Here is a 14,174-nt window from a genome sequence, read left to right as displayed (position 1 = left end):
CATCGCTCAGGCCAGACAGGCTTACTTGCTTATCCATGCCTATATTTTACCACACTTGCCTTTATTCCGCATCTTTTCTGTGCGGTATTGCCATAGACCTTTTCCGCATGTTCCTCATTCAATCTGACCTCGGAAAGCGAGATCGCAAGCCTCTTTCCATAATAATCGTAGAGTCCGCTGCCGCGTTGAAGACGAGGACATTGTCGCGGGCATCCAGCGTGATGATCCCCTCGTCCACCGTCTGCACGACCGTCTCCATCTCGCGGCGCATGGATTCGTTGTTGTGGTTGAGGTGGTTGATCTCCCGCGTGAGCGCGATCAGATCCTTCACATACTTCGCCGTGACCTGATGCATTTTCTCGTCCGGCAGGCCGAGACGCAGCATGATCTCGACGATCGTGCTGATATCGATAGTGCGGATGCCAACATCGATGATCTTTTCAATGCACCGCGGCAAATAGTGACATTGATCGTCGTATTCGCCAAACGTGATAAGCGGGCGCGCAACGCCATCATCCTTCGCACCGGGGTAAAACGGGATATAGCGGAACTGGTTGAGGCCCAGCGTTTCAAAAAGGCGCACCGCGTCATAGGCAGAGGACTTAAAGTCATTCAGCACATACACCTCCGAGCCGCACGGCAGGCCGAAGACCTCGTCCAAGCGCTGCGCGGCAGACATTTGTCACAGCTGCACAGTGCTTTTTATCATCATAAATCAAATTTTTTGTAAACACCTATTGACACAGTAGGAATTAAGCGTTAAAATTCCTATCTACAAGGTAGGCAATTATGAGCAAGGAGGCATGCCGCATGATGATCTCAACAAAAGGGCGCTACGCTTTGCGGGTCATGCTGGATATGGCCGAGCACGGAGGCAGCGAATGGCACCGCCTGAGCGATGTCGCGCAGCGCCAGCAGCTCTCTAAAAAGTACTTGGAGACCATCATGGCCGCGCTGAGCCGTGCGAACTTGGTCGAGAGCGCCGTGGGCAAATCGGGCGGCTACCGCCTGACCCGCTCCCCCGAGGATTACCCCGTAGGTGAAATTCTGCGGGCGGTGGAGGGAAATCTGTCGCCGATCGCGTGCCAGTCTGAGGACGGCTCCGGCTGCGGCGCTTCCTGCGACTGCGACGCGCGGCTTTTCTGGCAGGGGCTGGAAGACCAGATCAACAGCTATGTCGACAATCATACGCTGGCGCAATTCATGCGAGTCAATGAAAAAACACCGGCCGTCCTGAACGGCACGGAAAGAAGATAAGGTGGTTCAATATGAGTAAGGCACTTTTAGAGATTCAGAACCTGCACGTGCGGGTCGAGGAAAAGGAAATTCTCCACGGTGTGGATCTGGCCGTGGGACAGGATGAGACCCATGTGCTGATGGGCCCCAACGGCACCGGCAAGTCGACGCTGGGCTATGCCATCACCGGCAATCCGACCTACAGCGTAACCGGCGGTTCGATCATTTTTAACGGCGAGGACATCACGGAGCTCCCCGTCAACGAGCGCGCGAAAAAGGGCATTTTCCTGTCCTTCCAGAACCCGCTGGAGGTCCCCGGCGTAACGCTGAGCGCGTTCATCCGCAGCGCGCTCGAGCAGAAGACCGGCGACCGCCTGCGCCTGTGGGACTTCAAGAAAAAGCTCAAAGAGACCATGGCGCTTTTGAACATGGACGAGAGCTATGCCGAGCGCGACCTGAACGTGGGCTTCTCCGGCGGCGAGAAGAAAAAGGCCGAAATTTTGCAGATGCTCATGCTCGAGCCCAAGCTCGCGATTCTCGATGAGACCGACTCCGGCCTCGACGTCGACGCAGTCCGCACCGTCAGCGAGGGCGTGCGCCTGTTCCGCGAGCGGACGCACGGCTCGCTTCTCATCATCACCCACTCCACGCGCATTCTGGAAGCGCTCCATGTGGACGCGGCCCACGTGATGGAAGAGGGCGTCATCGTCCGCAACGGCGGCGCCGAACTGGTGGATGAGATCAACGAAAAGGGATTCAGCAGCCTGAAGGAAGACTGAATCGGGAGGCTCTTGACATGGCAGATTTGAAAGAAAAAACCTACGTGGAGGATGTGGACCGCAGTGTCTACGACATTCGGGACGCGGAAAACGACGCGTACCGCATGGAATCCGGCCTGACGCCGGAGATCGTCGAAAAGCTCTCCACTGAGAAGGACGATCCCGTGTGGATGCAGCAGTTCCGGCTCGAATCCCTCCAGATCTACAATGAAATGAAGATCCCCAACTGGGGCCCGTCGATTGAGGGCCTTGATATGGATCATATCGCGACCTACGTTCGCCCGAACACCAAGATGCGCAACGACTGGAAGGACGTGCCGGAGGACATCAAGGAGACCTTCGAGCGCCTTGGCATCCCGCAGGCGGAGAGAAAATCCCTCGCCGGTGTGGGTGCGCAGTACGACTCCGAGCTTGTCTATCACAACGTCAAGGATTCCGTGGCGGCCGAGGGCGTGGTTTACACCGATATGGAGAGCGCCATAAAGGGCGAATATGCCGACATGGTGCGCAAGTACTTCATGAAGCTCGTGACGCCCCACGATCACAAGTTCGCGGCGCTCCACGGCGCGGTGTGGTCCGGCGGCTCGTTCGTGTACGTGCCCAAGGGCGTACACCTCTCCATTCCCCTGCAGTCCTACTTCCGCCTGAATGCCAAGGGCGCCGGCCAGTTTGAGCACACGCTCATCATCGTGGACGAGGGCGCGAGCCTGCACTTCATTGAGGGCTGCTCCGCGCCGAAGTACAACGTGGCAAACCTCCACGCTGGCTGCGTGGAGCTGTACGTCAAGAAGGGGGCCAAACTCCGCTACTCGACGATCGAAAACTGGTCGAAGAACATGTACAACCTGAATACCAAGCGTGCGCTTGTGGAAGAGGGCGGCACGATCGAGTGGATCTCCGGCTCCTTCGGCTCCCATGTTGGCTGCCTGTACCCCATGAGCATCTTAAAGGGTGACAATTCCCGCATGGAGTTCACCGGCGTTACGTTCGCCGGTGCGGGGCAGAACCTCGATACCGGCGCAAAGGTCGTCCATGTGGGCAAAAATACGAGCTCCTATATGAACACGCGCTCGATCAGCAAGAGCGGCGGCATCAGCACATTCCGCTCAAGCGTTGTCGTGGAAAAGGGCGCCAAGGGCGCCAAGTCCGCCGTGTCGTGCCAGTCGCTGATGCTGGACTCCGAGTCCCGTTCCGACACCATCCCCGCAATGGACATCCGCACGAAGGACGCGGCCATCGGCCATGAGGCCAAGATCGGCGCGATCAGCAACGAAGCCGTCTTTTATCTGATGAGCCGCGGCATGAGCGAGGAAGACGCGCGCGCGATGATCGTCAGCGGCTTTGCCGACAATGTCTCCAAGGAGCTGCCGGTGGAGTACGCGGTGGAAATGAACAACCTCATCCGGCTCGAGATGAAGGGCAGCATTGGCTGAAAGGAGTTTGGATATGAACGATACGATTTTGATCAACCGGCTCCCGACCCGTACCTGGAACCGGCTGGGTGTGAACGAAACGGCCATCGCCTGGGGGCAGGCCGACGATTTGGGCGAAGAGAAAATCACCGCCGCCGGTCAGACCGAGCGGCTTGAGATCACTGGCTCTGGCGAGCGCGGCGAGAAGACGGTCGACATCCACGCGCCCGCGGGCCAGACCGTCACGGTGTTTGAAACGCTGAGAGCGGAAAAGGGCCTGCTCGTGCGCACGGCGCTCCACGTTGAAAAGGACGCAAAGGTGCGGCTCGTGCAGATTCAGAATGCGGCACAGGACTCGCTGCTCCGTCTGGAAACGAGCGGCGAGTGCGCCGAAAACGGTCAGGTAGAGCTGATCCAGGTCCTGCTGGGCCGCGGCGACGTGTACAGCGACGGCCAGTTCGAGCTGAACGGCAATGGCGCGGGCTTCACGGCGGGCATCGGGTATCTGGGCCAGAAACAGCAGACCGTGGACATGAACCTTGTCGTGAACCACTGGGGCCAGAAGACCACGAGCGAAATCAATGCCGCCGGTGCGCTCAAGGACGACGCGCAGAAGATCTTCCGCGGGACCATCGACTTTAAGAAGGGCTCCGCGGGCTCCGTCGGCAGCGAGCAGGAGACGGTTTTGATGCTGGGCGACGGCGTCGTCAACAAGACGGTGCCGCTGATCCTGTGCGCCGAGGAAAACGTCGTCGGCAACCACGGCGCGACCATCGGCGAGCTGGACGAGGACACGCTGTTCTACTTTGAAAGCCGCGGCATTTCCGCAGCGGAGGCGGAAAACATCATGGCCCGCGCCGCCATCGAGCGGCTGGCCCGCACGATCGAGGATGAAGCGGCGCAGGCCGCGATCCTCTCCGAGCTTGAGGAGGTGCTGTAAGATGGCGCATGCATATCGGGACGACTTCCCTCTGCTCAAGAGTCAGGATGTTGCGTATCTGGACAACGCCGCGACGGCGCAGCGCCCGCAGTGTGTGCTGGACGCCGTAACGGAGTTTTATAAAAGTCAGAACGCCAACCCGCTCCGCGGCCTCTATCCCCTGAGCATCGCCGCGACGGAGGCTTACGAAAACGCGCGCGAGGCCGTTCGGTCCTTTCTGAAGGCAAAGAGCAGCCGCGAGATCATCTTTACCCGCAACACCACCGAGAGCATCAATTTAGTGGCTTACAGCTACGGTCTCTCCCACGTGAAGGCCGGGGACGAGGTGCTCGTCTCCATCATGGAGCACCACAGCAACCTTCTCCCCTGGCAGATGGTTTGCCGCCAGACCGGCGCGTCGCTCAAATTTATGGAATGCGAAATGGACGGCACGCTGGACTTAAATAAGGTCGAAGCCCTCATCACGCCGAAAACAAAGATCGTCGCCTGCACACACGTTTCGAACGTCTTAGGCCGCGTGAATCCCATCCGCGAGCTCGCGGCGCTGGCGCACCGCGCCGGCGCGGTGCTGGTCGTCGACGGCGCGCAGAGCACGCCGCACATTCCGGTGGACGTGCAAGCATTGGACGCGGATTTCTTCGCCTTCTCCGGCCACAAGGTCTACGGCCCCATGGGCATCGGCGTTCTCTACGGACGGGAAGAATTGCTGAACGCCATGCCGCCGTTCCTCACCGGCGGCGAGATGATTGAATCTGTCGCCCGCGATGGTGCGGTCTTCGCCGAGCTCCCGCACAAGTTCGAGGCCGGCACGGTCAACGCGGCAGACGCCGTGGGCCTGCATGCGGCCATTGACTATGTCAAGAGCATCGGCTTTACAGCGATGCATCAGCAAGAGGTCGCGCTGACACGCCGCGCGATGGACGCGATCGACGAGATGCCGCACGTCCACGTGCTGGGCTCGGAAAAGCCCGAGGAGCATTGCGGCATCATCACCTTTACGGTGGACGGTGTTCACCCGCACGACATCAGTGAGATCCTCGCGAGCGACGGCGTCGCCATCCGCGCAGGCCATCACTGCGCGCAGCCGCTTCTGGCCTATTTGAAGCACCCGTCCACCGCGCGGGCAAGCCTCGCGTTTTATAACAAGGAATCCGAGGTCGAGCGGCTGCTTGACAGCATTTCCACGCTAAGGGAGCGAATGGGTTATGGAAAATAGAAGCTTTTACAATGAAATTCTCACCGAGCACAACCTGCATCCGGAGTTCAAGCACGACCTTCCGGACGCCGACATCGTACTCGAGGGCGTCAACCCGAGCTGCGGCGACGACATCTTCCTCAAGCTGAAGCTTGACGGCGATGTGATCGCGGACGGCGCGTTCGTCGGCGACGGCTGCGCCGTCTCGCAGGCGTCGGCGGACATCATGCTCGGCATGATCGTCGGCAAAAAGAAGGAAGACGCGCTGAAAATGGGCGAGATCTTCCTGAAAATGATCCAGGGCGAGGCGTCGGAAGACGAGATCGACAGCTTGGAAGAGGCCTCGGCTCTCCGTGATATCGCCCATATGCCCGCGCGCGTCAAATGCGCGGTGCTCGGCTGGCGCACGCTGAAAGAGGCCCTGCTGGACGGGGACGAGCTGTCGTAACGCTGTTACTCCGTTGAATTTCAAATCAAAATAATAAAAAGAGGGCGAGAATTCGGCCTTTGCCGAATTTTCCGCCCCTCTCCCCTGCTCATTGGTCGTAATGCTCCAAAAACGAGTGCACTTCTCCCTTTGTCTTGTAGCCGGGGAAGGTGTCGAGCGCGACGGTGTGGATGCTGTTGAAGATGGATTTTTCGATGTTGGGGTTGTCCCGCTTTAAGCGGCGCAGCAGGGTCTTGATTTCCTGACGCTTTGAGCCGCCTCCACCGTTGTCGCAGATGGTGCAGTTTTCTGTAAAGCGGCAGGCGCACTGGATAAACTCGAGCTGGTTGTACTGCCGCCAGGCGATGATGTTCTCCTCGTGGATGCAGTACATCGGGCGGATGAGCTCCATGCCCTCAAAGTTGTCGCTGTGGAGCTTTGGCAGCATGGCCTGCAGCTGCGAGCCGTAAAACATGCCCATCACTGTCGTCTCGATCACATCGTTAAAGTGATGACCCAGCGCGATTTTGTTGCAGCCGAGCTCCTTGGCCTTGCTGTAAAGGTGGCCGCGCCGCATGCGGGCGCAGAGGTAGCAGGGCGATTTGTCCGTGCTGTTGGCCACCTCGAAGATATTGGTCTCGAATACCGTGATGGGGATGTGCAGCAGCGCCGCGTTGCCCTCGATGCGCTGGCGGTTGATGGCGTTGTAGCCTGGGTCCATGACGAGGAACACCAGCTCAAACGGCACGTCGCTGTGGCGGTGAAGCTCCTGCATGAGCTTTGCCATCAGCATCGAGTCCTTGCCGCCGGAGATGCACACGGCGATCTTGTCCCCCGCCTGAATGAGTTCATATTTTTTCACCGCATAGACAAACGGTTTCCACAGCTCGTCGCGGTATTTTTTGATGATGCTCCGCTCGATCATCTGATAGGGCTCTAACGTTCTTGGCATGGATAACTCCCTCTTCTCTGATAGCTTCCGCCGCGGCGGAGCGTTCATTGCGCAAGCTCCCGATAGCAGCGGTCAAAAATTTGCAGAAATTCCGCGATTTCCGCCTCTGTTGTCAGGTGGCTGAGGCTGATGCGCCACGAGGACAGCGCGTTTTTCCGGTCGCGGCTCACCGCGTAGACCGCCTTGGACGGCGTCCCCTCCACCGAGCAGGCGGACTTCACGGACACGCAGACATCATTTTTTCCCAGCTCCTGCTGAAAAGCCGTCCCCTTGACGCCGTTGACGCTCAGATTCAAAATGTGCGGCACGGCGTTTTCCGGACTGTTGAAGCGGACTTTTGGATACTTCGCAAGCTCCGCGCGCAGCAGACGATTCAGCGCCGCAACGTGTGCGATGCGCTCGTTCTGATTTTCGATCGCCAAACGCAGCGCCTTCTCGATCGACATCGCCATGCCCAGTGCGGGCGTACCGCTGCGATAGGGCGTGGTGCTGCCGCCGCCGTGGATCTGCGGCTCGATGACAAGGTCCTTCTTTTTGACCAGCAGGCCGCTGCCGTTCAGGCCGTAAAACTTGTGCGGCGCAATGCTCATTGTGTCCACACCGGAGAGCACCAGCTTGGTCTTCCCCACGGCCTGCGTCGCGTCCACATGGAGGCGGCAGTTGGGGTAGTCTTTCAAAATATCCGCGATCTCTTGGATTGGCTGCACCGTGCCGAGTTCGCTGTCCACCACGCAGATGGCGACGAGCACCGTGTCCTTTCGCAAAAGCTCGCGCAGATGTTCCAAATCAATGGTGCCGTCCCGCCGGATGTCCACGAGGTCGACCTCGCAGCCCTGCTGCTGCAATGCGGACAGCGCACCGCCCACGGAGGAATGCTCCAGCGCCGTGGAGATGATGTGCTTTCCCACATGGCGGGACGCCTGCACGATGCCCTTGAGCGCAAGGTTGTTGGGTTCGCTCGCGCCGGAGGTGTAGATGATCTCCTCGGGCGCTGCGCCCAGAAGTTCCGCGATGCCGTCCGTCACCCGGGCCATTTCCACCTGCGCTGCCCACCCTGCGGGGTGGGTGGAATTGGGGTTTCCGATATAGCGCCGCTCCGTTTGATAGAACGCGTCCAGCACGGTAGGGTCTGCCGGCGTGTTGGCAGAGTAATCAAGATAGATCATAACGGTCTCTCCCACGCGGTCAGGTCCTTGACGACCTCGCCCGCGACGAGCAGGCCGACCGCGGCGGGCACAAAGGCATTGCTGCCCGGAACCTGCCGCCGCTGCGTGCACTTGTGCGCCGTGCCCGGTGGGCAGATGCAGTGTGTCCGGCAACTGATGGATATGTCGTCCAGCGGCGTGATGGGCGGCTCTTTGGAGTAGACAACTTTTAGCTTCTTGATGCCGCGCTTTTTGAGCTCGCGGCGCATCACTCTCGCCAGCGAACAGACAGAGGTCTTGTAGATGTCCGTCACCTCGAACGCGGACGCGTCCATCTTGTTCCCCGCGCCCATGCTGCTGATGATGGGCGTTCCCGCTCTCTGCGCCTGCTCGATGAGCCCCAGCTTGCCGGTCACGGTGTCGATGGCGTCCACGATGTAGTCATACTGCGTGAAGTCAAATTGATCCGCCGTCTGCGGCGCGTAAAACGTCTTGTAAGTGTGAACAACTGCGTTCGGGTTGATCTCCTTGATGCGCTCCTCCGCCACGTCCACCTTGTACTGTCCCACGGTCTTGCGTGTGGCGAAGATCTGGCGGTTCACGTTCGTCAGGCACACCCGGTCGTCGTCGATGAGGTCCAGCGTGCCGACGCCGCTGCGCACCAGCGCCTCCACCGTGTAGCCGCCCACGCCGCCGATGCCGAGCACGGCTACGCGGGCGTTGTACAGCCGCTCCATGCCATCCTGACCTAAAAGCAGCTGCGTTCTTGAAAACTGATTGAGCATACTCTCTCCCCGATTTTGAAAAATTCAAGCAGATTGATCGTCAAGCTATTCTTATCGGCTCTCGCCGATCCTTCGCCTGACGTTGGAAAAATGTCTGCGTTACGCCTTTTACATCCACAAACATAGTATGATTGTTGGTTTTCGTATCATAGCACGAGTGGACCGGCACTGTCAACCGCCGCATGACCAGAATCGCGGCCCGCGCGGCGGATGATTTCATCCATGTTGACTTTTGCGGCCTGTTGTGTGACACTATGGATAACACAATGAATCTGCAAGGAGAACCATTATGCCTACCAATTCCATTTCCGCACGTTTTCAGGAGCTTTTTCCCGAAACGAACCTCATTTCTCTGCTGACCCGATACGGCGGCGACGCGGGCGATATTTTCGAGACGATTCAGGACCGGTACGATGCCCACGAGCAGGAGCCTCTCGTCGGCCTTCTCGGCATCAAGGCTGCGAATATCGACGCCTTTGCCCGCGCCGCCTACTGGGACCTCGTCAGCGACATCCGCATCAGATACCTCTCGTCCCTTCCCCGCAGCGAAGCCGCCGCCATCGCCGCCGCGGCCGACAATCTGATCTCGCACCCCGAAAACGATGACATCGACTGGACCCCCGACGAATTCGTCAGCGATTGGAATGATCTGCACCGCGGCGAGGAGCCACTCAAATAACCGGTGCTAAGCTGTACACCATGACAGATGCAAAAGGGCAAGGGAAAAGCGTTGAGGAGCTTTTCCCTTGCCCTTTTTTCACTGGTGCTGAAACAGGACAGTGCAAATCGAATGGAAGCCTATATGCAGCACACCATCTGTGGAAAGAAGCTGCAAAACGGTTAAAGGGTCAGATAAAGGGTCAAACAGAAAAAAGAAGTCCGAAACCTTACGGTTTCAGACTTCTCAGTGGCAGCGGGAGAAGGATTCGAACCCTCACATACGGAGTCAGAGTCCGCTGTGCTACCATTACACAATCCCGCTATATTGCGTTGTTCGCCGCGCTGTGTCGTTCAGCGAACAAATGTTATTATAGCAGGAACTTTGCATTTGTCAACAGGAAATTTTCTAAAAAATCAAAATTTGGAAAATTCCTGCCTCTTCCCCATTTTCCTGTCACATCCAGATGGCAAACAAGCGCAGCAGCGGCTCGAACACGCGGCGCAGTACGCTGCGCTTAGCCCACTCCTCTTTTGTGACGAGACGGCTGTGGTCGACGATCATATCCATATCCTCGAGCAGCGATTCGATCATCGGCGCGCTGTAGACCATCACGCCGCACTCATAGTCGAGCTCAAAGCTGCGGTAGTCCATATTCGCCGAGCCAACAAAGGCTGCTTCGCGGTCGACCATGATGCTTTTTCCGTGCAGAAAGCCAGGGGTATAGCGGTATACCTTTACGCCGTGTTTGATGAGCTCGCCAAAGTACGACTCCGCCACGCAGTCGGCGTACCAGTGGTCAGGCTTGCCCGGCAGCATCAGCCGCACGTCTACGCCCCCGTCGCCCGCGATGCACAATGCACGCATCAGGCTCTCATCGGGGATGAAGTACGGCGTCGTGATATAGAGGAAGCGCCGCGCGCCGGAGATCATCTGGAGGAACACATCCTCGGCCGGATTGTCGGGGTTGTTCTGCGGTCCGTCGGTAAACGGCTGGCAGAAGCCCTCGCTTTTGACCGGCGTATGGGGGCGGTAATAGTCGTGCTCGTTGTGCATCACGCCGCCGAGGTTCACACACATGCGGATAAAGCTTGCCGTCAGGCCCCAGGCGCCCTCGCCTTCAAGACATACGCCGCTGTCCTTCCAGTAGCCGAAGCGCTCGATGATATTGGCGTACTCGTCGGCGATGTTCACGCCGCCGGTGTAGGCGACGTCACCGTCGATGCAGGCGATCTTGCGGTGGTCGCGGTAGTTGAAGTGCAGGCGGTTCACATACTCGTGCACGGGGTTGAAGATGAATACCTCGACGCCCACCTCGCGCAGACGGTCGATCGTCTCGCCGGAAAAGCGCTTGATGTTGCCGAAGTCGTCGAAAATAATCTTGACCTCAACGCCCTCGCGTGCCTTGGCGCAGAGGATCTTTTCAAGCTCATCCCAGAGCTTCCCCTCGGCCAGAATGAAGTATTCAAGGAAAATAAAGCGCTCCGCCTTTGCCGCGCGTGCGATGATATCGTGCAGCAGCGCCGCCCCCTCCGGAAAATAGGTGACGGAGGTATTCTGATAGAGCTGGAAGTCGCGGCGGCAGAGGTAGTTTGCCGTGCGCGACCAAGCGGGCAGCTGGCGCGTGAGCTTGTCGACGGCGATCTCACTGCGCATGCGCACGCTCTCCGGCTCGTCAGGAAAGCGCTTGGTGTTCTGCGGCAGATGGCGCTTCTGCGCCGCGCCGCCCCAGAGGAACCAGAGAATCATACCCACCGGCGGGGCCAGCAAAAGCAGGATGAACCAGATGAGCTTATAGGAAAGCTCACCTGGTTCATTGTAGATATGCACCGCAAGGAACAGCGCGCCGACCTGTACGACGCCGTAGGCCAGCGCCAGATACTCCTGCATAAAGTAGGAGATGGCGACAACAAAGCCGATCTGCACCGCAAGCAGGACGACGACCAGCATGATCCGCAGCGCCGCAGAAATGCGCCGCTCGCCCTTTTGCTGAATCTGGAATCCCTTCATCGCAGTCTCAGTCCCCTCCTGTTGGCTGTTCCCTGTTTTTGATTTTTTGTTTTCCTCAGTTCTTCTCGTAGCGCTCGTTCTTCTCGTTCAAAAGCTCGGTCTTGATGTCGTAGAGCTTCTGCGAGAGGTCCACATAATAGTTATGCGGGTTATCGAAGCGCTTGACCTCGTCCCAGAGGGTATCGACCTGCTCGGCGCAGTATTTTTTGATCTCCTCGATGCCGGGACGCTTGTAGACGAGCTTGCCTTTCTGGTAGATGGGCACGAGCAGCTCGCGCGCTTCGAAGTGATAGACTTCCTTGCGCTTCCACGTGGCGTCGGGGTCGAAGATCTCAAGATTCTGGCTGTCGTCCACGGTCTCGTCGTAGACCGTCAGATAGTCGGCGATGGCCTTGCCGGTGTCGCGGCCGTAGAAGCGGTAAAGCTTCTTGAAATGCGGTGTCGTGATCTTGCCGACATTCTCGCTGATCTTGATCTTGGGGACGATATTGCCGTCCTTGTCCTCCACTGCGACGAGCTTATAGACGCAGCCGAAGACCGGCTCGCTCTTGGCGGTAATGAGTCGCTCACCGACGCCGAAGGCGTCGATCTTCGCATCCTGCATCCAGAGGTCCTGAATGAGGTACTCGTCGAGCGAGTTCGAAACGGTGATGGTGCACTCCGTCCAGCCCGCCTCGTCGAGCATCTTACGCGCCTTGCGGGAAAGATAGGCGATGTCGCCGCTGTCCAGGCGGATGCCGCACTTTTTAATGCCGAGCGGCTTCAAGATATCGTTGAACGCCTTGATGGCGTTGGGAATGCCGGACTTTAAGGTATTATAGGTGTCGACGAGCAGGACGGCGTTCTGCGGATAGTATTTGCAGTAGGTCGCGAATGCGTCATATTCGGTGTCGAACATCTGCACCCAGGCGTGGGCCATCGTGCCGAGCGCGGGCGTGCCGTAGAGCTGGTCGGAGATGGTGCAGGCAGTGCCGCAGCAACCCGCAATATAGGCAGCACGAGCGCCGTCGATGGCGGCGGCGGATCCCTGCGCGCGGCGGGAACCGAACTCCATCACGGCGTGGCCCTTGGCGGCGCGGACGATGCGGTTGGCCTTGGTGGCGATCAAGCTCTGATGGTTCACGGTCAAAAGCGCAAACGTTTCAAGCAGTTGCGCCTCGATCGCGGGCGCGCGCACGACGACCATCGGCTCTTTCGGGAAGATGGGCGTGCCCTCGGGCACGGCGTAAATGTCGCCGCTGAAGTGGAAGTTTGCAAGATAGTCGAGGAACTCCTCGCAGAAGATACCTCTCCCGCGCAGGTAGTCGATGTCCTGCTGGTCGAAGTGCAGATCCTCGATATAGTCGATCAGCTGGTCAAGACCGGCGGCAATGGCGTACCCGCCTCCGTCCGGCACCGAGCGGAAATAAACGTCGAAATAGGTAATGCGATCCTGGAACCCTGCTTTCAAGTAACCATTGCCCATAGTCAACTCGTAGAAGTCGCAGAGCATGGTCATATTGAGCTTCTGATCGGTTTTCATAGTCACCTCATAGTGTCACGGCGCGGACTGTGCCGCGCCTTGTAATAGGTGCATTATATCCTGCATACCAAAATAAAGCAAGGCTTTCCGCCCTTTTTCCGCTTTTTACTTGACTTTATCCATTGCGTCCCCTATGATAAAGGGACTTTCTAAAGAAACGGAGCATCACAATGGGTGTTATTTTAGGCATTGACATCGGCGGTTCGAGCACGAAGATCGTCGGTCTTGCCCCCGATCTTTCCGTCATCGACATGCTGCGCGTCAAGGCTGACGATCCGCTCACCTCGCTCTACGGCGCGATGGGCAATTTCCTTTCCACACATCATCTCCAGCTCTCCGACATCCGCCACATCGCGCTCACGGGCGTAGGCTCTTCGTATGTCGAGGGCGATATCTACGGTGTGAAGACCATCAAGGTCGAAGAATTCCCCTCTGTCGGCGTGGGCGGCCTTGCCCTCTCGGGCAAGGAGCACGCGGTCGTCGTCAGTATGGGCACGGGCACGTCGTTTCTCTGGGCCAACAAGGGCGGAGAGATCCGTCACCTCATCGGCAGCGGCGTGGGCGGCGGCACGCTCGCGGGCCTCAGCTCGCTGACGACAGGCGTGCACCAGTACGCGCTGATCCGCAAGCTCTGCCAGGACGGCGACCTCAGCCACATCGACCTGACGATGGCCGACCTCTCGCGCGAGCAGGTGGGCGATCTGCCGCCCGAGGCCACGGCGGCGAACTTTGCCAAGGTCGCCGACGACGCGACGCCGTCGGACAAGATGCTTGGCATTGTCAACCTGGTGCTCCAGTCCATCGGCACAATGTCGGTGCTCGCGTGCAAGTGCTGCGGCACGGACACGGTCGTCCTCACAGGCGCGCTGACGATGCTGCCGCCGGCAAGGGAGACGTTCGAGCTGTTCAAACAGCTCTACCATGTCAATTTTATTATTCCCGAAAACGCGACGTTTGCTACCGCCATCGGCGCGGCGCTGTACAGCGTGAGAGAAAATTGACGAAAACTATTCAAGAAAGTGCCTGTGAAGTGACCCCAAAAAGTTAGACAATATTCTGAAGTAAAAATTGTTCAAGCAGCTGAAAGGGCTTGCTGTCTGTGAATTGCAGGCG

Annotated in this window: 14 protein-coding genes and 1 tRNA gene; 8 read left to right on the top strand and 7 right to left on the bottom strand. The window is 58.4% G+C overall.

What is annotated here, in order from left to right:
• Positions 1-118: 118 nt before the first annotated feature.
• On the bottom strand, positions 119-679 hold the full coding sequence (locus tag NI20_RS0111675; RefSeq protein WP_033121576.1) for a hypothetical protein: 561 nt from the start codon (positions 677-679) through the stop codon (positions 119-121).
• Between the two features lie 131 nt (positions 680-810).
• On the opposite strand from NI20_RS0111675, the gene NI20_RS0111670 reads away from it, so the two are divergent.
• From NI20_RS0111670 to sufU, 6 genes are read left to right on the top strand one after another with little or no spacing between them, the layout of a single operon-like run.
• Positions 811-1,257 (top strand): Rrf2 family transcriptional regulator, encoded by a 447-nt coding sequence (locus NI20_RS0111670; protein ID WP_033121575.1) that lies wholly within the window; start codon positions 811-813, stop codon positions 1,255-1,257.
• 11 nt (positions 1,258-1,268) lie between these two features.
• Entirely contained in the window at positions 1,269-2,015 is a 747-nt protein-coding gene (gene sufC, locus NI20_RS0111665) for a Fe-S cluster assembly ATPase SufC (RefSeq protein ID WP_033121574.1), read from the top strand.
• 26 nt (positions 2,016-2,041) lie between these two features.
• Positions 2,042-3,448: a Fe-S cluster assembly protein SufB gene (gene sufB / locus NI20_RS0111660; RefSeq protein ID WP_033121577.1), complete on the top strand. Its 1,407-nt coding sequence runs from the start codon at positions 2,042-2,044 to the stop codon at positions 3,446-3,448.
• A 13-nt stretch (positions 3,449-3,461) separates the two neighbouring features.
• Positions 3,462-4,367: a SufD family Fe-S cluster assembly protein gene (locus tag NI20_RS0111655; RefSeq protein WP_052084648.1), complete on the top strand. Its 906-nt coding sequence runs from the start codon at positions 3,462-3,464 to the stop codon at positions 4,365-4,367.
• Position 4,368: 1 nt separating this feature from the next.
• Positions 4,369-5,583: an aminotransferase class V-fold PLP-dependent enzyme gene (locus NI20_RS0111650; RefSeq protein ID WP_033121572.1), complete on the top strand. Its 1,215-nt coding sequence runs from the start codon at positions 4,369-4,371 to the stop codon at positions 5,581-5,583.
• Positions 5,573-6,010, top strand: a complete 438-nt coding sequence (gene sufU, locus NI20_RS0111645) for a Fe-S cluster assembly sulfur transfer protein SufU (protein ID WP_033121571.1) — start codon at positions 5,573-5,575, stop codon at positions 6,008-6,010. Before NI20_RS0111650 ends, sufU begins: the two co-directional genes overlap by 11 nt.
• 88 nt (positions 6,011-6,098) lie before the next feature.
• Here the strand turns inward: sufU and NI20_RS0111640 are convergent, their stop codons facing one another.
• Genes NI20_RS0111640 through NI20_RS0111630 form a run of 3 tightly spaced genes read right to left on the bottom strand, consistent with a single transcriptional unit; the run spans position 6,099 to position 8,871 of the window.
• Positions 6,099-6,941 carry an ATP-binding protein gene (locus tag NI20_RS0111640; RefSeq protein ID WP_033121570.1) on the bottom strand — a complete coding sequence of 281 codons (843 nt, stop codon included), beginning with the start codon at positions 6,939-6,941 and terminating at the stop codon, positions 6,099-6,101.
• A 44-nt stretch (positions 6,942-6,985) separates the two neighbouring features.
• On the bottom strand, positions 6,986-8,107 hold the full coding sequence (locus tag NI20_RS0111635; RefSeq protein WP_033121569.1) for a cysteine desulfurase family protein: 1,122 nt from the start codon (positions 8,105-8,107) through the stop codon (positions 6,986-6,988).
• Entirely contained in the window at positions 8,104-8,871 is a 768-nt protein-coding gene (locus NI20_RS0111630; RefSeq protein ID WP_033121568.1) for a ThiF family adenylyltransferase, read from the bottom strand. Before NI20_RS0111630 ends, NI20_RS0111635 begins: the two co-directional genes overlap by 4 nt.
• 289 nt (positions 8,872-9,160) lie before the next feature.
• Between NI20_RS0111630 and NI20_RS0111625 the strand changes: the two genes are divergently transcribed.
• Positions 9,161-9,550, top strand: coding sequence for a hypothetical protein (locus NI20_RS0111625; RefSeq protein WP_033121567.1), 390 nt, complete (start codon positions 9,161-9,163; stop codon positions 9,548-9,550).
• 229 nt (positions 9,551-9,779) lie between these two features.
• Here NI20_RS0111625 and NI20_RS0111620 read toward each other — a convergent pair.
• From NI20_RS0111620 to NI20_RS0111610, 3 genes are all read right to left on the bottom strand, one after another.
• A tRNA-Gln gene (locus tag NI20_RS0111620) sits at positions 9,780-9,853 on the bottom strand.
• 132 nt (positions 9,854-9,985) lie between these two features.
• Positions 9,986-11,539: a cardiolipin synthase gene (gene cls / locus NI20_RS0111615; protein WP_033121566.1), complete on the bottom strand. Its 1,554-nt coding sequence runs from the start codon at positions 11,537-11,539 to the stop codon at positions 9,986-9,988.
• A 55-nt stretch (positions 11,540-11,594) separates the two neighbouring features.
• Positions 11,595-13,061: a nicotinate phosphoribosyltransferase gene (locus NI20_RS0111610; protein ID WP_033121565.1), complete on the bottom strand. Its 1,467-nt coding sequence runs from the start codon at positions 13,059-13,061 to the stop codon at positions 11,595-11,597.
• A 170-nt stretch (positions 13,062-13,231) separates the two neighbouring features.
• On the opposite strand from NI20_RS0111610, the gene NI20_RS0111605 reads away from it, so the two are divergent.
• A complete protein-coding gene (locus tag NI20_RS0111605) occupies positions 13,232-14,062 on the top strand; it encodes a pantothenate kinase (protein WP_033121564.1) in 831 nt (276 codons plus the stop codon).
• The last annotated feature ends 112 nt before the right edge of the window (positions 14,063-14,174 follow it).

Source organism: Oscillibacter sp. ER4, assembly GCF_000765235.1.
Lineage (GTDB): Bacteria > Bacillota > Clostridia > Oscillospirales > Oscillospiraceae > Hominicoprocola > Hominicoprocola fusiformis.
This window is presented reverse-complemented; position numbering and strand designations above follow the sequence as displayed.